Source organism: uncultured Bacteroides sp. (assembly GCF_905207245.1).
Classification (GTDB): Bacteria; Bacteroidota; Bacteroidia; order Bacteroidales; family Bacteroidaceae; genus Bacteroides.
On record NZ_CAJLKP010000026.1, the window covers coordinates 36529 to 58363 of the forward strand.

A 21835-nucleotide genomic window follows, 5' to 3' on the forward strand; every position below is an offset into this window, starting at 1 on the left:
TATGAAACTACCGATTATCCTATTGGCATCCGCCTTGCTTTGTGCAGGCAGCGTGCAAGCGCAAGATGCAAAACAAGAGAAGAAAGCGAAAGCTTACATGGTGGCAGATGCGCATTTGGACACCCAGTGGAACTGGGATATACAAACCACCATCAAGGAGTATGTCTGGAACACTCTGTCACGCAACCTGTTTTTGCTAAAGAAGTACCCCGATTACATCTTCAACTTTGAAGGCGGTGTGAAGTACGCATGGATGAAGGAGTATTATCCCGGCGAGTACGAACAACTCAAATCATTTATCAGTTCGGGCCGTTGGCACATCAGTGGCAGTAGCTGGGAGGCTTCGGACGTGCTGGTTCCTTCCGTGGAGTCTTCCATTCGTAATATCTTGCTTGGGCAGGAATACTACCGGCAGGAGTTCGGAGTGGAAAGTACCGACATCTTCCTTCCCGACTGCTTTGGTTTCGGCTGGACGTTGCCCACCATTGCCAATCACTGCGGTCTCATCGGCTTTTCTTCCCAAAAACTGGATTGGCGCGTCAATCCTTTCTATGGTAAAAGCAAACACCCTTTTACTATTGGACTGTGGCAAGGAGTAGATGGTTCCTCTATCATGCTTGCGCACGGCTATGACTATGGCAAGCGTTGGAGCAACATCGACTTATCAGAAGATAAACAACTGCAGGAACTGGCCAAGCGTACTCCACTGAACACCGTGTACCGCTATTACGGTACGGGTGATACGGGCGGTTCTCCTACTCTCGGCTCCGTCAACTCTGTAGAGAAAGGCATCAAAGGGAACGGGCCGTTGGAAATCATCAGCGCCACCAGCGACCAGTTGTTTAAAGACTATCTTCCCTATGACAAACATTCCGAATTGCCCGTATTCAACGGAGAATTGCTGATGGATGTGCATGGAACGGGATGTTATACTTCGCAGGCTGCCATGAAGCTCTACAACCGGCAGAATGAGCTGTTGGGTGATGCAGCCGAGAGAGCTGCCGTTGCTGCAGATTGGCTGGGTATAGCCGACTATCCGGGCAAGAGCCTGACAGAATCGTGGAAACGTTTCATCTTCCATCAATTCCACGATGACCTTACGGGTACCAGCATTCCCCGTGCTTATGAGTTTTCATGGAATGACGAATTCCTTTCACTGAAACAGTTCTCCGGTATATTGACTACCTCTGTCGGTGCTGTTTCCGAGAAGATGGATACCCGCGTCAAGGGAATTCCTGTGGTATTCTACAATGCACTGGGCTTTCCGGTGACGGATGTGGTGGAAATAGCCGTTGAGGCTTCCAAGTTCCCCAAAGGCATCAGTGTTTATGACGCGGAAGGTAAAAAAGTTGCTTCACAACTGCTGTCTTATGAAAACGGAAAAGTGCACTTGCTGGTAGAAGCCACGGTGCCTGCCACCGGATATGCCGTTTATGACATCCGCCTTTCCGGAAATCAACAACAGGCAGCTACATCTGTCGCAACCACTGTTATAGAGAACTCCGTATACAAGATTTCACTGAATGAACAAGGGGATATAACTTCTTTGTACGATAAGACGAATGGTAAAGAGCTTGTTAAGAACGGTAAGTCGATTCGCCTGGCGCTATTTACGGATAATGCCTCTTACAACTGGCCTGCCTGGGAAATTATGAAGAAGACAGTGGACAGCACCCCTGTTTCCATAACGGAAGATGTCAGAATGACTCTGAGTGAAGACGGAGACTTGCGCAAGACCCTATGTGTGGAGAAGCGTCATGGTGAATCTGTATTCCGTCAGTATATCCGTCTTTACGAAGGAGAACTGGCTGAACGTATAGACTTCTACAATGAAATTGACTGGCAATCCACCAATGCCCTCCTGAAAGCGGAATTCCCTTTGAATCTTGATAACGAGAAAGCAACCTATGACCTCGGTGTAGGCACTGTTCAGCGCGGTAACAACGTGTTGACTGCTTATGAAGTGTATGCCCAATACTGGGCAGACCTGACTGACCGTGACGGCAGCTATGGCGTTGCCATTATGAATGACAGCAAATATGGCTGGGATAAGCCCGATAACCATACGCTCCGTCTGACTTTGCTCCATACGCCTGCCACAAAGAATAATTATTCTTATCAGGACCGCCAGGATTTAGGCTATCATACGTTTACATACAGCTTGATGCCTCATACCGGCAATTTGGACAAAGCACAAATTGCGAAAGATGCCGAAGTGCTGAATCAGCGTGTCAAGGCTTTCGAAGTAGAGAAGCATAACGGAACATTAGGAAAAACCTTCTCCTTGGTATCTTCGGACAACGCCCATGTGGTAATTAAGGCTTTGAAGAAAGCGGAAAGCTCTGACGAATATGTGGTGCGTGTATACGAAACCGGCGGCAAAGCTCCACAGAATGCCGTGCTGACCTTTGCCGGAAACATCTTGAGCGCCAATGAAGCGGACGGAACGGAAAAGACTACAGGCAGTGCCGCCTTTAATGGCAACCAACTGCAAGTTTCCATACAACCCAACAGTATCAAGACTTATAAACTCCGCCTGAATGCTGCCGGAAAAGCAGCGTTGAAGTCCGAACAGCTTTCTCTGAACTATGACCGTAAATGCTTTAGCTGGAATGAATTTCGCTGGGAAGCCGATTTTGAGTCAGGCTATTCCTATGCAGCCGAGTTGGTTCCTGCTGAATTGACTGTCAACCGGGTTCCTTTCCGTCTGGAAACCAAAGAAGAACTGAATGGTATGGCATGCACCGGAGATACTTTGCAGTTACCTGCGGGGCACGCTTACAACCGTTTGTATATCTTGGCTGCTGCGGCAACTGCTGAGCAGGACTCTAAAGGTATATTCCGTGTAGGTAAGAGTGTGCAGGAGGTTGTTGTTCCATCTTATACCGGTTTTGTCGGTCAATGGGGACATACGGGGCATACGCAAGGCTATCTGAAGGATGCGGAAGTAGCCTACATCGGTACACACCGCCACTCGGCAGAGGGTGACCATGCGTATGAGTTTACTTATATGTTCAAGTTTGCCATTGATATTCCGGCTAAGGCCACTCAGATTATCCTGCCGGATAATAAAAATATGGTCTTGTTTGCCGCTACGCTTGTGGAAGAACCTTATGCTCCTGCCGAGGCTGTATCTACTTTATTCCGTACTGCCAATAAAGACAATGCCGGTCTGCAAGGGGTGACAGAACCCGAGGTCAATCTGCTGAAACCGGAACACATCGTTGCTTGGTCGGGATATATCAACGACAAAGAAAAGCCTGCATTCCTTATCGACGGAAACGAGAGCACCAAATGGTGTGACATCTCCATGCTTCCCAATTACGTAGACTTCGACTTGGGAACAGAAAAAGAAATCAGTGGTTGGAAGGTGGTGAATGCTGCGCAGGAAAGTTTCTCTTACATAACCGGCGGTTGCTTCCTGCAAGGCAGAAACAACCAGGATGAGGCATGGCGCACGCTGGACTTTGTTACGGGTAATAAGCAGAATGTAATCAACCGTTCTTTAGGTAAGGCCGAAAAAGTACGTTATCTGCGTTTGTTGGTTACTCAGCCCGTGCAGGCTCCCAACGGGAAAGCTACACGTATTTATGAATTTGCTGTTTACGAATAAATCCGTTGATCGTAATCCTGATTAAAGAAATATCCGACTGATTCTAAACAGTCGGATATTTCCTGTTGCAATAGAAAATGCTTTTTCATCTTTCATGGTTGTCTTATTCATCGGCTTTTCCGTTGAAACTGCCGTCTACCTCCTCGCACACCCGCATTTCCATCCCTTTATATACCACTACAACCTTGTGCAGCCGGGTGTTGCCGATGGCGCGTTTCACTGTGTCCGTGTCGGCGTAGCGGTTGGCTTGGGCAATGGCTTCCCGGCGCAGTTCTTCCACGCGGTTTTCGGGGTCTTTGTACTTGGCATACTTCAACTCCACGATGTAACTGTGCGTCATGTCGGAGTAAATCTCCAGCATCGGACAGAGGAAGATATCGACGTATCCTGCCTGTGTGTCCTGTTCGGAGATGGGGCGGTAGAAGCGATTCTGAGCAGTCATGGCAAGGGTGAAGCCGTGGACAAAGAACTCGCCCTTCTGCTTGTCACGCTGTGAGGCATAACGCTTCAGACAGTCGGCAATGTAGCCGAAGTAGGACTGCCAATCACCCCGATAGGCCAGTGCACTGGATAGTTCGCTCTTTTCATAGCTGCTGAAGCTGAGGTCGGCATCATTATAAGTATTCAGCAGATAGGTGTAGAGTTGTTCCTGCACCACCATATTGGGAATGGTCAGTTTGGTTTTTCCTTCGTGCATTCCGCTGATGGTGAGCATTCCGAAGTAGTAGAGCAGGCTTACGAAATTATCGGGATTGGTGATGCTGACGGCAGGGAAACCATCCTTCAGGTCACCGGTGATATAGCCTTGGCTCACTAAAGTCTGGATGATGGAGGCATCGTGGGCAAATTCCTTGTCCTTGCGGATGAGCATGCGCAACTTCTCATAGTCGATGCGGATGTTGCTCTCTATCATGTTTTGCGGCACTTTACCATTATCAATGTAGTTTTTTACGAAATAAAGCACCATATTGGAGTTGTACATCGTGGTTTCGCCATAACAATCCTGCGCAAAACAGTAATTGTCATACCAAGGTTTCATTATCTCTATCAATTCGTCCACGGTGTGGCGGAAAGGACTGTTTGTAGAATAATAGTTAAGCATTTCGCGCACTTCTTCTTCAGTGAAACCCATCAACTGGTTGAATTTCGATGAGAGTGAGTAGTTGGTACCAATGTTGAATCCGCTGGTCAGGTCGTCCATCGTCACAGGGCTTACGCCGGTGATGAAGCAGCGCTTGATGCTGGAATAGGTTCCTGCCTTCACTTTGTTAAATAGATTACGCAGATAACCTTCGCCATGCGTCTCGTCAGTGTATCGGCGTAAACTTTCGGGATTGGAAAGGATGGCGTTGGTGAAATGGTCGTATTCGTCGATGAAAAGGTACATTTTCTGTCCGGCGCGTTCACATACTTGGTAGAGGAATTCCAGTTGCGCTACAGCTCCGTTTTTGGTATGCAGTTCTTCCCATGTCTCCGGGGGGAGGAGATCGGCATATTTCTTGCAAAAGCTCTCGATGGTTGTGCCGCAGTGCTCATCCAATCCTTTGCGGTAATCATTTAGTTCGGCATTGATGCCGGAAAAGTTGAGATAGAGCACTAAGTAGCTGTTGCGGTCAGGCGTGGGGTGTTGCCCGATGTAGAGGTCACCAAAAAGATCGTCAAACTTATCGCGGGTACTCACGTCATAATAGTGTTGCAGGATATTCAGTGTCAGACTCTTGCCAAAGCGTCGTGGACGGATGAAGAAGAAGAAACGGTCTGCCTGCTCTATCATGGGGATGAAGCGGGTTTTATCTACATAATAATAGTTGTCGCAGCGAATATCTGCAAAGTTCATCATTCCGTAGGGAAGTCTTTTCCTGTCCTGTACTATATAGTCCAATGGATTCATTTCCTGTCCTCCTTATTGTTTTTTAATCTGTTACCTTGTAACACAACGATACAAAGATAACAAAAGTTCTTATAGGGACGATGCGTTTCTAACTACATATTTTATGAAGTATTTCAGGTTTATCTTTTGGGCACTGCATGCCTCGGCATTCCGTAATATCCCGGTATAGGTTGATAGATAGACTGTGCAGGCCTTCCACTTGTTACTAAAATGGCGTCTTCCTTTTGCAGAAAGACGCCATTTCTCTTCTTTTGCTAATACAAACCTTTTTTGAAAACATGAAAATAGGAGTTACATGTGCCGGATAATGCCTGTAAATGCAGCTATTTCCTATGCTGTTTTTCAGATGTTGATATTCTGTTTGCAAGAGCTATATATCCAATCTGTCGGTACTTTATATCCAACTTGTCAACGCTTATATCCAGCGCGCTGGGTCTATATGTCCTGCACCTTGGAAGTTTATTCCCTGCACGTACGGCATCCTTTTCCAACGAAAAGCACCTTCATTTTGTAGAAATAGGAGATGCTTTTACTTTTATAACGATGTGTATAAAAAGATATCCGGCTGTGCATCAACCGGATATACTTTTTTAATCGCGTATTTCTGTCCTACTGTGCCCTGTTGCGCAAATAAGGCATTCTCGGGGGATGGGAAATACAAAGTGTCAAAAACCTATCACCATCCTTGATTCTGTGGATAACGTTCGCCGGTCGTCACACGGTCAATCATTTGTTGTGGAACAGGACGTAACCAATGTCTGTCTTCCGTAATATTCGTATTAGCTTTACCATCGTCATACATGCGCACACGGTCAATCAATGTTCCGGTACGAACTAAATCTGCCCATCGGCAATGTTCTGCAAGCAACTCACGGGTACGTTCTTCAAGGATGAAGTCGAGCGTAACATCACTTGGAGCGATGTCCAATGCACCAATTTCACCGATTTGCTTATCACGGGCACGCTCTCTAATCACATTTATATATTTAGCTGCATTCGTATTATCACCCAATTTGAAAGCGGCCTCAGCAGCCAGCAAATAAGTTTCGGCTAAACGATAAATGATGTAAGAGCGATCTGTATTGTCATTGGGAATAGCACGCGTTCTGTCCAGAAACTTCATGATAGTGGGGAAAATGGCACGACCATTGTAAGCGTCAGGGGTAAAAATCAGATAGTGATTGCCTTCACGATTCTGGGTTTTAGCTCTGATTTCTTCAGCAGACATATAATATCCCGGATAGTACATGGCAGTATCGCCAACAACGGTATAGTCCCAGTTGAAGCTTTCGTCCTTGCCGTCAATGACATAATTGACAACACCACCTTTTTGCGTTTTAGTGGCATACCACACTGTCTGGAAAGTTGCTTTATAACGTGTATCTTTATCACGGTTGTTGAAAGCATTATAGGTATAGCCGGTAGGATTAATCCAAGAGTAACAACGTCCGTCATTGATGTTACGCTCACCCAAATACTGGTCATAACCATTCACAAAGTAATGATTCAGCGTGCTGCGTCCGCCAAAAGTGTTGTCATCATCCCAGTCCATACGGGCTACAAACAGTTCTTCCTTGTTCTTGCCGGAAGGGGCATCATTGGCTTCATCAAAAACATCTGCATAATTGTCCATCAGCTTCAATCCCAAAGAAGGGGCATCCGTGATTAATCCGGTTGCCATATCAAACGCTTTCTGATAATATTCCTTAGCCTTGGTGGTGTTATAGTACTTCGTCTGCGTATTTCCTTTATATGATGGATTGGCAGGATCTTTATCGAATACCCAGGCTAATGTCAGATAAACACGTGACAACAAGTGGCGGGCAGCTGCGGCAGAAGCGCGGCCTGACTCCAGATTATTGAGTTGCGGACTGGGTGAACAGAGCCTGATGGCATTCAATAAATCAGGGATAATGACCTCTTCATAAACACGCACCATATCATGGCGTTCGGCCGAAGTACTTGGGGATGCATTATAGGTGGTAGTCAGTGTAACGTCACCGAATTGTTCCACCAAATGAAAGTAATTATAAGCTCGCATAAAATAAGCTTCACCTAAGTACTGGTCACGCTGTGCAGCAGTCAGCACAGTGGTGGTAATATCTACTTTATCAGCATTTTCAATCATATAGTTCAAGGTGTTGATGTGGATATAGGCATCGTTCCACAACTTCCTTGGGTATTCATTGTTTGCATTATATTTCTCTAAATCGTAGTTTGCAAGATCGGCGCAACGGTTGCTTCCTCCGATGTTGTTCTTCAATTCGTCCGTGCCCGGATTCATCAGTCCGTGAATGCCTTCTTCGGCACTATAAGTGGAACGTACATTGGCATAAACAGAGTTTAGGGCCATGCCAAAGCCGGAAGGTGTTGCCATGAAATCCTGCATTACATTCGAGTGATTCTCTTCCTCCAGAAAATCGGAACAACCGGTTGCCAACAAAACAAGTGATGACAAGGCAAGTGTTGATAATATCTTTTTCATATTCATTCTGCTATTATTCAATTACTAATTTAGAAAGTTAAATTCAAGCCAAACACAAATGTGCGTGTAGGAGGAGTCTTTAAGTTGATGGTACTTGTAGTCTCCGGATCTATGCCGCCATCTTTACGGTATTCTTTGCTAAACCAAGTGAAGAGATTTGAGCCTGTAGCATATACGCGGGCTGTTTGCACGTTTAATTTGGAAAGGAATGTCTTGGGGATATTGTATCCTAACGTGATATTCCTCAGTTTCAGGTAAGAACCGTCATAACGGGCCAGTAATCCTTTGTTGGAAACTGTAGCGGTAGTGGGTTTCGGCCAACGGGCTGTTGTATTGTCCGGCGTCCAGTAATCCACGTTCAGGTTGTTGTAACCACCCTGCAAAGTATTCATCCAGCCGTTATGCATATCCGAGGTAATAGTTCCACCACAACGGAATGTCCACAAGAACGAAAGGTCGAAGCCTTTCCAGGCAAAACGGTTGTTGATACCTCCTTCAAATTTGGGAGCACGCTGTCCGATAAATGTTTTATCGTCTTCATTGATTATTTGCTTGGCTTTCGGAGTTACACCATCTTCTTCATAATCTATATGGTGGTTTTTGATTTTGACAGTACCGATTACTGAATTGGCACCGGAAGTTGCGTAGCCGAATGATTCTGCTAATGCATGGTCTTCAGGAGTATCCTGCCACAATCCATCCTGTTCATAAGAGTAGATTATGTATTTGTCTTTACTGACAAACCATCCTCTATCTTTATCAAATTCTACTCCTTCACCAAGATCCATAATCTTATTGCGATTGCCGAAGATATTCAAATCGGTTGACCAAGAGAATTTATCCTGCCCGTCGCCTGCAATATTGACTGTACTCACATTGAACTCCAGACCGCGGTTCCGGGTGGCACCACGATTGGTTAAATATGAATTGGAATAGCCAGAAGTGGAGGGCAGGTTCACGCCTACTAACAAATCGGTCGTATTCTGTTGATACCATTCAATAGTACCCGTAATGCGATTGTTCAAGAAGCCAAAGTCTATGCCCACATTCCAGGTTTCGGTATTTTCCCATCCCAAAGTTTTATCAGGAACAGAACCCGGACGAACTCCCATCACACCGTTTGTCCCTAACAAGTACTTGCTACCGGTATCCAGTCTTGACATTGTCTGATAAGCACTGATAGCCGTACTACCTACATTACCCCAACTGGCTCTAAGTTTTATGCCGGAAAGAACATCCGCATTGACATTCTGCATGAAGTTCTCACGCATCAGGTTCCATCCCAAAGCAACCGAAGGGAACGCATGCCACTTGTTGCCTTTTGCCAAGCGGGATGAGCCGTCGTATCTCACGGTTGCCGTCAACAGGTACTTCTCTTTATAGTTATAGTTCAGACGTCCCATGTAAGAGAGCAGGCCCCATTTCTCGTAGCCACCGCCACCGGTCACGTTGCCCTGTGCAAGTCCCGGATTGTAATACTGGATGTTGTCATCGTAGTAGTCATTGCCGGACACGCTGTTCTTGGTGAACTCCTTCTCTTCTGCGGAAAACAATCCGGTCACGTTGAAGTTGTGGATATTGTTGAAAGAGTAGTCCCAAGTCAGGATATTCTCCAGTGTATAGTCCACGCTGTGTTGGTATTCGCCGAACGACCAGTCGAGGGCACCCATACGTTTGGTCGTATTGGTGGATTGGAATTGACCGATTGAATAATATTTCAGATTTACACCACCATTAAAACGGTACTTGATGCCGAAAGGCAGCTTCACGTCGATATAACCGGTGGTGAAGGTAGACAGGCTCTTACGGTCGTCTATCACACTGTTTTTCTGAGTATCTAATAAGGGATTCCATACATTTTGACCACTACCGGGCAGATAAGTACGCAGAGAACCGTCTTCTTTATATGGAGTAGTGAAAGGAGAAGCACGCAAAGCCATTTCCATCGGATTGGTGTCCTGCCCTTTATTGATGATGTAAGTGTTTAAGGTAGAGAGACCTACTTTCAGGAAGCTGGTTATCTCTGTGTCAAGAGAAAGCTTGGCCGTCATGCGTTCAAAGCTATGTGCTTCATAGTTATTCTGTCCTTTATAATAACCTACGGAAGCACTGTATGTAGTGCGGTCATTACCACCATTGATAGCTACTTGGTGATTTGTCGTCATGCCGTTTCGGAATATCATGTTCTGCCAATCCGTATCGTTTCCTGCCAGATAGCCATCCATCTCCTCCTGATCACGGAATACATCACCCACGCGCATCAGGTTCGGATCATCAATGCCGGTGTAGGCATCCGGATTGGCATTGTAGGTGGCCCATTTTTTCAATTGTATATATTCGGAACTGTTCATCACGTCATATTCTTTAATAGCAGTCGTAATGCCGTAATAGCCGCTGTAACTGACGTTGATTTTTCCCTTGTTTCCACGTTTAGTCGTGATTAGGAGTACGCCGTTGGCACCGCGAGAACCATAGATGGCTGTTGCTGAAGCGTCTTTCAGTACGCTGATACTCTCTACGTCATCGTTATTGATTTCGTTCAGTCCACCGGAGAAAGGAATTCCGTCCACAATAATCAAGACATCATTACCTCCATTAAGAGAACGTTCTCCACGTACGCGAATCTGCGGAGAAGCTCCCGGGTGCGTATTTCCGCCTGCCATCTGCACGTCCACACCGGCAGCCAGACCTTGCAATGCCGCGCCGATGTTTCCTACAGGCGCTTGTTGCAGCGCTTCGCTCTTTACGTTCACCATAGCTCCGGTTATGTCTGATTTCTTTTGAGAACCGTAACCGACAACTACCACTTCGTTCAGCATCTCGGCATCATCCTTCAACACTATTTTCACCGAAGGTCCTGTCACTTTCACTTCTTCCGACTTATATCCGATAAAGGAAATAAGCAGTACCGCATTCTTCGGAGCGTCAATAGCAAAATTGCCGTCTATATCCGAAATCACTCCAGTAGTAGTACCTTTTACTACGATATTGGCTCCAATCACAGGTTCACCGGCAGAGTCTACAACCTGCCCTTTCACATGGATGGCTTGTTCTATAGCCGCCATGACATTTACACTATTTACGAGAAATAGGCATACCACTAAAGGTATCCATAATAAATGTGTTTTTCGTAACTTCATAATATGCAATTTAAATTAAACGATTTGTTATTTAATTATAGTTTATATTCTATGATATCCTGACCGAATGTCACCTTTTTGTCTTATTGTAATCCAGGATTATCTTTTCTCCATCCTTTGCTATCTCTATACAGGTGGAATTGAACAGGGCTTTGCAATAAGGATTATCATATCTATACTGCCAACGCAATGGCATTTCCTTGCCTTTCACATAGAAAGGACTGTCCCAACTGTATGAAACCATACCTTCGGACGGAGATTCATAACTGATGTCCAATCCGTCATCATGAACCGATGCGGCAGATATGGCTTCTATAAACTTTGAGAAGCTTCCCCATTGTGATTTTGAACCTATCTCACAAATCCAGATATTCTGCCGGCCCTTTGCCAGTAGGTCACAGACTTCGCCTCTGTCATCGGCTCTTAAATCTGCTGTATTTCTTGAATATAAAGCTACATAGCCATCCTCTTTACATCCAAATATCCAGGAACCGGAAATATGTACTTCATCAAAAGCTTTCACGGGGAAATAAGCATGGGAAAAATCATTCTTTTGATTGGCCGGTATGTTATAGATGCAGATTACCACATTCTTGCTTTGAGCAGCACGGGGCAGAATTTCGTTACCGGCCCAATAGTTGGGCGACCAACGCAGATTCTTTCCGCCGGGGTGATTGGTATATACCAGAGCCTTATTGCCCAATGTTGCTTGCCATATATGTTGCTGATAGCCCGGAGCACCTTTTCGGTAGTCCAGCGCACAACTCAACATATAGTCCTTGGTACGGTAGGTTTCTATATTGGCCTCTGAAAGTGCAAATCGATCCAGATGCATATCCACAAGTTTGCCATGTTCGGCTATCTGCGCATCATATTTTTTAATGTACTCATCATAGTTCCGATAGGGCCATACGTCGTATTTTTCTGAAATCTGTTTAGACATACGAATAGCCATGGGATGTATGAACTCCTGCATGCCCCAGAAGAGGTGACAATCCAGCTCCTTATCATACGAAATGCCATAGGCGGGAGCATCTTCTACGTTTATACTTACCCGTTGACGGTTTAATAAAGGAGTCTTGTAGTCCACTGCTATTTTTCGGATGACTTCCGGGCAACGGTACGAACTGGTGGAGAGAGCTACGGGTGCCATCACCTCATCCCGGTCATAAGTCCCCACGCCGAATACCAACTTGGTCAATGGAGCCGTATTGTGGGCTCCCATGATGATAGAATGGGCATAATTACGTCCACTTGCCGAGCCGAGGAAACCTTCATAATTATTCAGCGCTACATCAAACATGAGTAAATCCAGCACCATGCCGGCTTTGGAGCGAATATCCTTGTCCTCGGCAAAATCATACAAATTGGCCAGCAGCAATACTTCCACCTCGTAATAAGTGGACATCCATTCGCTGAATCCGAAACGGAAACGATATTCCAACCATTTCATCAGCCTTTCTTTAGCGTGTGCCATGTGTTGCTTGCCGTTCATCCCATTGGTAAACTTTGTTTTTTTATAAAGCTGACCTGCCAGCAATTCCGCAGTATGATAAAGTGCCTGATGGTTTTCCGTATGATAGCAACGGTAGGTTGTATCACGGCGGCCGTCGTCCCACCAATATTTAAAGTCCAGAATACACTCTTCAATGCTTCCTTTTATTTCTGCCGGAAAGAAAGGTTGCCTCTTGTCCAGATAAACCATGCGAAGCAGACAATTGAGTGTAAAGTCATTGCAATCACGGTTCGATTTGATGACGGAAATCACCTCCCTCATCTTGTCCATCTCCAGAGGACGTCCGGAAGCGGCACGCGCTGCCTGGCGGAAGACACCGTAAAGAGGGTGTCCACCTCCATTCTCTGAGTAGTAATCTAAAAATAAATCACGACGTTCTTCGTAAGTGCCACGAGGAGAACTCCAATATTCATCAGGCTGACGAGCCTGGGTCGGCATGGCAAATAACCACACCAACAACATTGTAAACATCATGTATTTCATAAATTCTTTATTTATTCGTAGCGTCCTTTCCAATCATGCGGGAAAGGAATGGTTTTATAATATTTCAATGAATGTTGGGGCTGTTCCAGATTTGCAGGGATAGGCAATCTTGAATAGTCCTGAAAGAAAAGTAGACAGCCGTCTCGCCACCAGATAGCTTCCTGTTCCTGATACTTCAATAAAGATGCGACATGATTAAAACGTTCACGGTCTATCTTACCATCCAGTTTGTTCCAAATTGCCTGCATCTGCCGAACTTCGTCCACACCTTTGTAGTAATGATAAATAAGTTCATCCCATAAAGTCCTTCCCGAAGCCATCTTATAGTTCCAAGGAACTCGATGAAACCACAGAAGATATTCCTGAGGGCACGCCTTGATATCATCAAACATTTCACTAACCGGGTGATGATATTGTCCGGTAGCTCCCGTCCCCTTGGCAGTTCTGTTTACACCGATACTGTCCTTGGTTATTTTATGATAGTCGAAAGCAGTCCATACCGGATCGTCATGCCAAGGTTCAGGTCCGTTATGTGTGTCATAGTTCATGATATGATTCAGTCCGAGGGGCATGGTATAGTTGACATAGGTTTCACGGGACATCATCATAATTTTCAGTACCGGAGAGAGTACGTTTTCGTCGTTGGAGAAGGTCATTCTCACCCAGTCTTCCGCAATTTTGCCTGAGCTTGTATCCGGATTCCATGCCAGACGACCGAAGGCATACCAGTTGGCTTGTCCGAATAAATGTCCTGTCCAATTAAGGTCTGTACCAATATTAGGAACACCGGCGATGGCTGAAATTCCATGAGATTCCCCGTAGTTTTGCAAAACCTTTGAAACGGTAGAGCCTTTTCCATTCTCATAAGTATCTGATTGGAGGGTTTCTTCAAACAGAGTGCCCAAATATACCAGATGCCCTGCATGTCCAAGATTCTCCTGTGTTATCTGAAACTCTAAAGACAGTGGCGTATCGGGCATACCACCGAATAAAGGGTGAAAAGGTTCACGCGGCTGAAAGTCTATGGGGCCGTTCTTGGGTTGTACAAAGACATTTTTTGCAAATTTACCATCCAGCGGTTTAAACTCATTGTACCCGTTTATCACACGATCTACATGACGTTCATTCTGGTAGACAAATGCTCTCCAAAATACAATACCCCCATAAGGTTCCAAAGCCTCGGCAAGCATATTCGCACCATCGGCATGAGAACAGCCGTAATCTTGTGGTCCGGGTTGACCTTCTGAGTTTGCCTTTACCAGAAAACCACCAAAATCGGGTATTAAAGAATATATTTCTTTCACTTTCTCTTTCCACCATTTCCGCACCTGAGGATCTTTAGGGTCAGCCGTATTCAGCCCGCCTATTTCTTTGGGTGCGCTAAACTTTGCTGTCAGATACACTTTTATACCATAAGGGCGGAATACATCTGCCAGTCCGGAAGCTTTTACCAACCAATCCGTCCGCAAGCTCTTAGCTTGTGCATTCACATTGTTGAGTACCGTTCCGTTGATACCGATGGAGGCATTGGCGCGTGCATAATCCGTATAGCGTTGTTCCTTATAAGATGGAAGCCTTTCCCAATTCCAGATACTATACCCTGCATAACCACGTTCTACTGTTCCGTTCAGGTTATCCCAATGATTTAATACACGATACTTCAGTTTTGGATTTTCCTTAATATATAGTTTATCCAAAGGCTGATTGGTCTGTATCAACCTGAGATAATGGAAAACGCCATATAGTATTCCAACATCTGTCCTGGCTGCTATAGCTATAACCTTTTTCCCTTCTATAGTACAGTCCAGAATTAGATAGCCTTCGTCGGACAATCCGTTAATTTCGGCATAGAAATCTTGCTTCTTAAACAATGGTACAGACTGAGGTGTACCAACCACCAGCATGTTATCCTCTAAAGTCTCCGCTTCTGTATAAGGCATATTTAATAATCCGGACAGACCGGCCTGTAGTTCTTTCTTTGCAGCAATCAGGCTTTCTGCTTCTCCCGGGAACATGATTTTACGGCTTTTCAAGCAGTAGGACTCGCAAAGATTTCCCTTGTTTACCGGTTTATAACGTAGCCATAGCTCATAACCGTTCTCTGCATGCAGCCCTTGCACACAACACAGCAAGAGAAGCAGGCATATATTTTTCAAATTCATAGTATTGTTTTTCTTATTCGATTACACCGGCCCAACCACCATTACGAACCAGTTTCATCGTCAATTTGGTAGAACTTGTAACTTCTGCTTCTCTCTTTTTATAGTCCATAGCCTGGCGGTCTGCATTGATGCCATCTTCAAAATAAGTAAGATGTAGTTTTTTGCTTTCCGGCAGGAAATTTAAATCTATCTCAAGTTCACGTCCGGTATTGTTGGTGATAGCGCCGATAAACCATTTTTCTCCGCTACGGCGGGCAATAACAACATATTCTCCCACTTTGGCATCTAATACTTTAGTTTCATCCCACACAACAGGAACACTGGATATGAATTCTGTACAAGGACGTTCACGGTAATAATACACAGGGTTGTCGGCGAGCATCTGCAAGCCACTCTCAAACACAATAAACAGAGCCATTTGGTAAGCACGGGTTCCCGATCCCATTGCATTGGCGCGAGTAGAACGATTGTCCTCGGGTTGGGCGGAAAGCATAGAGCCGGGGGTAAAATCCATGGGACCTACGGCATTTCGCATGAACGGCAGATAGATGGAATTTGCCGGTTTACAGTTGCCGCCTTGCTCCATGCCCAATACTCCTTCATACGAAAGGACATTCGGGTATCTGCGTTCCAAACCTGCCGGCTTGAATGAACCATGGAAATCTACAAATAATTTGTATTTAGCAGCTTCTTTGGCTACACGTTCGTAATAGTTCACCATCCATTGATCGCTACGATCCATAAAATCTATTTTTACTCCGGCAATTCCCCAATCGGCAAATGTCTTGAACAGATCAAAATGATTTTCTACCGCCAACCAAGTCAACCACAATACAATCTTCACATTACGTTCTTTGCCATATTTAATCAGCTCTTGCAGGTCAATCGTAGGATTCGGTGTAAACGGGTCACGGGTGCTTTTTGCCCAGCCTTCGTCCATGATGATGTAAGGAATGCCAAAAGATGAAGCGAAATCAATATAATATTTGTAGGAATCCATGTTGTAACCGGAGCGGAAATCAACTCCATACAAACGGGCATCATGCCACCACTCCCAGCTTACTTGGCCCGGCTTAATCCAACTATAATCTTCCAGTTCACAGGGAGAAGAAAGATTGTACACCATCTCATTGGAAATAATATCCCTGTCATCATCGGAAATCACAAAGAAACGCCACGGGAAACTCCTTTTTCCGGAAGTCTTGGCTATATAATCGGCCTCTTTCAATATTTTCATGCTACGGTCACCGTCCTCACCAAATTCCAGCGGACACTTCGGGAAAAGCGATTGCATCCCATTGTTACCGGTACTTTTCAGGAACATACATGGATAATCCTGCAAATCGGCTTCCGATATCAATATCTTGTATTGTTTATCTGTCTCTAATAGTACAGGCAGATAGGTCATACGGTCTGTTGCTTTGTATTCTTTAGTTTGTATATGCGTATATGGATATTCGTAGGACGTTTTAAAGCTGTTCGGCTGAGACATGTGAGCCAAATAGTCAGCCGGGAAATTGATTACGAAATCTTCTCCCTTTACTTCAACCTCACCTTTCTTGTCTGTTACAAAACGATAGGCCATTCCATTATCAAAGACCCGAAATTCGATGGCGTAATTACCTGCCATATTCATGCGTAACGTATTGCAATAATTCTCAACGATTGCATTTTTCAATGGGATTTCCCGTCTTATGCTTTCATCAATCTTGCCACGTTTCAAACTTCTCAGTTTCGGTTGCTCTCCCAGTACTTCATTGCCTAATGTCATAGTCAAAGAACAATTATCCAGTAATAAGTCATTCCCCGAATATACGGAGTAATATACCTTATCTTTTAATTCTATGTTCACTCTCAGTTTGCCGTCGGGCGACTGTACACTGATTTCCTTGGCAGAAACTTTTCCTCCGTACATGCACAACAGTGCTATCAGTACAGGCATAAAATACTTATGTATCATTGTTTTTCTATCGTTATAAGGTTATTTTTCCAAAAATGCATTCACACACCACAATACCGGAGCTTGTCCATGCATATTGCCCGATAAAGTGCGGCGGTTCAAGTAGAATTGACGATCATTCGTCTTGTTGGTGCCTTCGCACACACCGGCAATATCTCCCTTTTCGTCAATATGTCCCACTAAAGCAATCCAGGCTTTCCGAACTATGGGAGTGTAGACAGCCTCATCCAGCCACCCTTGTTTTACGCCTTTTATCATTGCATAAATGAACATAGCCGAACCGGATGTTTCCGTCCAAGTCGTTTTATCATCTACTAATTGTCCCCACAAACCATCTTCTTTCTGATATTTGCGCAAGGTATCCATCATTTTCCGGTACGATTCCAAAATGCGGGTTCGGTTCGGATTGTCCTCAGGCAAGAGTCCGAGAAGTTCCGTCATTCCGGCTGCCATCCATCCATTACCGCGCCCCCAGAAGAATGGAACATCTTCTGCATGATAGAATAATCCGTTTGGTCGCTGTATTTTATCAAGGTAAACCACCATTTCCGCGGCAGCACGGTCTATATACCGGCGGTCTTTGGTTACGAAAAAGGCTTGAGACTGAATGGCTGATATCATAAACATGTCATCAATCCAATAACGTGTCTGCCACGATAGCCCTTTATCCAGCAAGGCTTGATATTCTTCTTTATGTTTGGTGTTACGGGGCATTTTCCATTGCTCGTCGGCATACCAGATTCCCATATGATAATAAATCTCCTTACCCGTCTGCGCATACAATTGCAAAGGTATCGTTCCGAATACGGTATGGTCTACATGGTCGGGTAACGGCTGCAAACGGCGTTCCGGACCGAAGATGGGCAAGAAGCGCTCTTCCAATTGCCGGAGTAGTTTCTTATTATGGGTTATGTCCGCATAGCGCAAAGCTCCAAACCAAGCACATGTTTCAGGATAAGTGATTTCATTGGGGGGAGCCGGATTACCATTAAAATTGGGGTGCGGAACTTCTACAAAGCGCTTACTAACCAGTTCACCCACTGCTTTAGGAGATGCGCCTTCAGGCCAATTCTTAAAAGCTTTTTGTGCCGACAGCCAGATGGGCACAAAAGTCATTAACCCCACTATTATTAATTTACGCATATTTGTTTCTCCTCTTATTTGATGTTGTTCAATAATTCCAGTTTTCCTTCATCCACCAATTTCAGAATCAGTTCTCCGAATAGTGTGTTTTGCCACGCAAACCAGGCACGGGTGAAGTTGGCGGGATTATCTTTATGGAAAGATTCATGCATGAAGCCTGTACCGGCATCGGTATCCATCAGCATTTTGATACATTCTTTAATCTCTTGATCATCTTGGCTGGTGAAAGCTTTCATCATGATGCTCATGGGCCATACCATGTCATATCCGATATGTGGGCCGCCTATTCCTTCACCGGCTTTGCCTTTGAAGAAATACGGATTGTCCTGGCTCCATACGAAGCGGCGGGTATTCTGGTAGATAGGATCGTTTACATCCACATCGCCCAGATAAGGCATGGCGAGGAGGCTCGGCACGTTGGCATCGTCCATCAGCATGTGGTTGCCGAAACCATCTACTTCGAAAGCATAGATTGTACCATATTTCGGGTGATTATAGGTAGCGTATTTCTGTAGAGCAGTCTCTACCTCGTCAGCCAAAGCTGTGCACTCCTGAGCCAAAGTACCATTTTGATTTACCGTGGAAAGGATTTCCGCAGCTTTTCTTAAAGAAGATACAGCGAAGAAGTTCGATGGAATCAGGAACTGAAATGTTGTAGCATCGTCCGAAGGGCGAAAACAGGAAACAATCAGTCCCACAGGGTTGACCGGAGAACCTAAACCATTATTGTTCAGTGTGTCGAGAGCACGTTCCGTCTTGCGTTGGAATTTATAAGGACCGACACCGTCTTTACGTTGTTGCTCTTTGAATGTCTTCAGTATGTTTGTGATAGCTTCCAGCCATGCTTTATCGAAAACGCTGGTGTCACCGGTTTCTTTCCAGTATTGATAAGCCAATCGGAGAGGGTAACAGAGAGAGTCGATCTCCCATTTCCGTTCGTGTAGTTCAGGCTTCATATCTGTATTATCAGACATCCAGTCGCCGCCTGTAGGGCCATCGTTGTATCCGTTCGCATAAGGGTCGATGTTGATGCACATGAATTGGCGACGGATGACACCTTCCAACATCTTTTTCAGTTCAGGGTCTTTATGCGCCAGTTGCACGTAGGGCCACACTTGTGCACCGGAATCGCGCAGCCACATGGCATGGATGTCACCGGTATAAACAAATGTGTCGGGTTTGCCGTCTAGCAAACGGTAATGTACGGTTGTATCCAGCGTGTTCGGGAAACAATTCTCAAACATCCATGCCAATTTCTGGTTGGTCAGCAGTTTCTTTACCCGCAAGATTTCAGCTTCTACGGCTTTCGAAACATATAGTCTGTTTTTTACCGCAGGGCGGTTTGTCTTGTATGCGGCAGTCACCTGGGCATGGTTCACAACTTTAGTGTTGTCTTGTTTTAAAGTTGGTTCCATTGCTTTGGCATTGTTGTGCATACAGAACAAAGCTACGGCACATAGGCCAATATTTCTCTTTTTCATGTTTTTAAGGGTATTAGTGTATTTTCGTTTATTACTTGATAGCTGCAAGGCGGGCGTACATTTCGACCATGGCGGCCTGAGTCAGCAGCCATTTACGATTGTCGTGGGTACTGCCGCTGAAGTCGGTATTGAATAATCCTTTCTCATCCCGTGCATGTTCCCAGGCATAGTCCAGACTTTGGTTGAAGGAATCCAGATAGACTTTATTCCGGTCTGCTTGGTATAGTTCGATAAAACCTCTGAGCATGACTGCGGTGAACCAGATATCGCCTTTCTTCAGGAGTTTGATGGTGTTGCCCTGTTCTGTAGCATAGTCCATGAAGAAATAGTTGTGACACGCCCGGGCGATGTCCTGAGCGTCGGTCAGGTAGTTCTTGTTGCCAGTCAGTTGGTAGAGTAGGGCAGCCGACTGCATCATCTGGCCACTGTTGTAGGCGAATTTGGCTTTACCTATTTTTCCGTTCAGGGCGATATTGTCGAAGTACAGATAATCGGTAGAATCTTGCAGATTCGCTTTGGTCCATTCATAAAGGTGCTTCCCTTTTACGAAGTAAGTGCTGTCTTTTGTGGCTTTGAAGAGCTTCAGTGCGAAGACTGAGCCAGGGGCATTTGAGCAAGTGTTTTTGGATTCTTTCTTTTGCTCGCACCAGTAGATGCCACCTCCCAGGTTACTGTCCATGCCGCTTTCTATGAAATTCCAGATAAGTTGCGCTTTCTGGAGGTATTTTGCTTCTTTGGTAAGCGTGTAAACGTCGGTAAAGTCAATGCCCAGCCAGACATTATCATCATAGAAACGGTCGGATTGTGCTGCGCTGTTGATGTATGAAGCGTAGGCTTCGGGAGTTCTCTGGGTATCGAAATATTCTTCCAGTCCTACTAACACTTTATTATCGAGCAATGATTTGTAGTTTGCATCGCTTGTTGCCTCGAACAAAGCGTTTATGGCAGAGAAGGTTCCGGAATAGGGCCATAAATAGGAATACAGGTTAGGCATATTCTTTTGCTCTTCGGATGCCAGGTAGGTTGCGGTGTAATCACCTATGTTGGAAGGATAATTTTCACGTAACAAGCATGTGCCGGAGACTGAATAATTCTGGTACAAGGAATCCAACGTTTGTTTGGCTCGTATCAGGGTGAGTTCATTGCCTACGAGGACTTGTTTTTGCGTATCACAACCTGTTATTGCCAGTACGCACATTAATAGACTGAAAAGCGCTTGTTTTGAATTCATCATTCTTAATTTTGATTGTTATATTGTATGTTTTTCTTTTTTCTCTTTTAGAAAAACAGGTAGTTGAAACTGCTACCTGTTTTTGTTTTCCTGTTCTGAAATCTTTCTTACCTATATTTTTATCTTAACCTATTCTTTAATCAAGGATACAAACGAAATTTTTTCTGTTTGCAAAGGTATGCGCAAATGCGAGAAGAGGTATATGATTTCGCGACATTAACGTATGGATACTGGTAATGGCATAAATACAGATAGATATGTCACAAAACCGTAAAAAGAAGAGGAACAGCCCGTTATGTTCTTGTGGGGCTGTTCCTCATGCTTTATGATTGTATGCCAGTAATTTCTGAGCGACGATATGTTCTGCTATTTTTCCTCTTCAGGCGTCTTAGATGTCACCTGATGCCAATATATACCTGTTTTCTGTATATCGCATCACAGTTTCGGGCATGCCGCCAACTATGCAATAGTTTTTGAAATGTTTCATAATACGCGTATGGGCTTTATCGGCCTGAAGGTTTTCTATCAGTTCTTTATCATAGTCTCCTTCTATACCGTTCAGGAACTTTTCCATTCAGTTAAAGAGGCTAAAAGTCTACGTTCTATCATAAAGGCTTAAGTATTTTACTGACATAAAGATGGGGTTCCGGACATTCTGCTAACGTAGCTTTGTATTGAATTACTTCTTTTAGCACGATCCATCATCTTTTTTCGGAAGAAACATCGTCCT

11 protein-coding genes are annotated in these 21835 nt (G+C 44.9%); 1 reads left to right on the forward strand and 10 read right to left on the reverse strand.

Annotated elements, in window-relative coordinates; all coding sequences use genetic code 11:
• Position 1: 1 nt before the first annotated feature.
• On the forward strand, positions 2 to 3613 hold the full coding sequence (locus tag QZ135_RS10105) for a glycoside hydrolase family 38 C-terminal domain-containing protein (protein ID WP_294608576.1): 3612 nt from the start codon (positions 2 to 4) through the stop codon (positions 3611 to 3613).
• 103 nt (positions 3614 to 3716) lie between these two features.
• Here QZ135_RS10105 and QZ135_RS10110 read toward each other — a convergent pair whose 3' ends face one another.
• The 10 genes from QZ135_RS10110 to QZ135_RS10155 form a co-directional block, all read right to left on the reverse strand.
• Complete coding sequence (locus QZ135_RS10110) at positions 3717 to 5504, reverse strand: AAA family ATPase (protein WP_294608578.1); 1788 nt, start codon at positions 5502 to 5504, stop codon at positions 3717 to 3719.
• 676 nt (positions 5505 to 6180) lie between these two features.
• Positions 6181 to 7989 (reverse strand): RagB/SusD family nutrient uptake outer membrane protein, encoded by a 1809-nt coding sequence (locus QZ135_RS10115; RefSeq protein ID WP_294608580.1) that lies wholly within the window; start codon positions 7987 to 7989, stop codon positions 6181 to 6183.
• 29 nt (positions 7990 to 8018) lie between these two features.
• Positions 8019 to 11129, reverse strand: a complete 3111-nt coding sequence (locus QZ135_RS10120; RefSeq protein WP_294608582.1) for a TonB-dependent receptor — start codon at positions 11127 to 11129, stop codon at positions 8019 to 8021.
• 70 nt (positions 11130 to 11199) lie between these two features.
• Complete coding sequence (locus QZ135_RS10125; RefSeq protein ID WP_294608585.1) at positions 11200 to 13128, reverse strand: hypothetical protein; 1929 nt, start codon at positions 13126 to 13128, stop codon at positions 11200 to 11202.
• Between the two features lie 11 nt (positions 13129 to 13139).
• Positions 13140 to 15290 carry an alpha-glucuronidase family glycosyl hydrolase gene (locus QZ135_RS10130; RefSeq protein WP_294608587.1) on the reverse strand — a complete coding sequence of 717 codons (2151 nt, stop codon included), beginning with the start codon at positions 15288 to 15290 and terminating at the stop codon, positions 13140 to 13142.
• 13 nt (positions 15291 to 15303) lie between these two features.
• The gene (locus QZ135_RS10135) at positions 15304 to 17247 is read right to left on the reverse strand and encodes a glycoside hydrolase family 97 protein (RefSeq protein WP_294608602.1); all 1944 of its coding nucleotides are present in this window, start codon (positions 17245 to 17247) and stop codon (positions 15304 to 15306) included.
• 24 nt (positions 17248 to 17271) lie between these two features.
• Positions 17272 to 18393 (reverse strand): glycoside hydrolase family 88 protein, encoded by a 1122-nt coding sequence (locus QZ135_RS10140; RefSeq protein WP_291549702.1) that lies wholly within the window; start codon positions 18391 to 18393, stop codon positions 17272 to 17274.
• A 14-nt stretch (positions 18394 to 18407) separates the two neighbouring features.
• The gene (locus tag QZ135_RS10145) at positions 18408 to 19874 is read right to left on the reverse strand and encodes a glycoside hydrolase family 125 protein (protein ID WP_294608590.1); all 1467 of its coding nucleotides are present in this window, start codon (positions 19872 to 19874) and stop codon (positions 18408 to 18410) included.
• Positions 19875 to 19905: 31 nt separating this feature from the next.
• The gene (locus QZ135_RS10150; RefSeq protein WP_294608604.1) at positions 19906 to 21105 is read right to left on the reverse strand and encodes a glycoside hydrolase family 76 protein; all 1200 of its coding nucleotides are present in this window, start codon (positions 21103 to 21105) and stop codon (positions 19906 to 19908) included.
• Between the two features lie 388 nt (positions 21106 to 21493).
• Positions 21494 to 21679: a hypothetical protein gene (locus QZ135_RS10155; RefSeq protein WP_291549697.1), complete on the reverse strand. Its 186-nt coding sequence runs from the start codon at positions 21677 to 21679 to the stop codon at positions 21494 to 21496.
• Positions 21680 to 21835 lie beyond the last annotated feature (156 nt).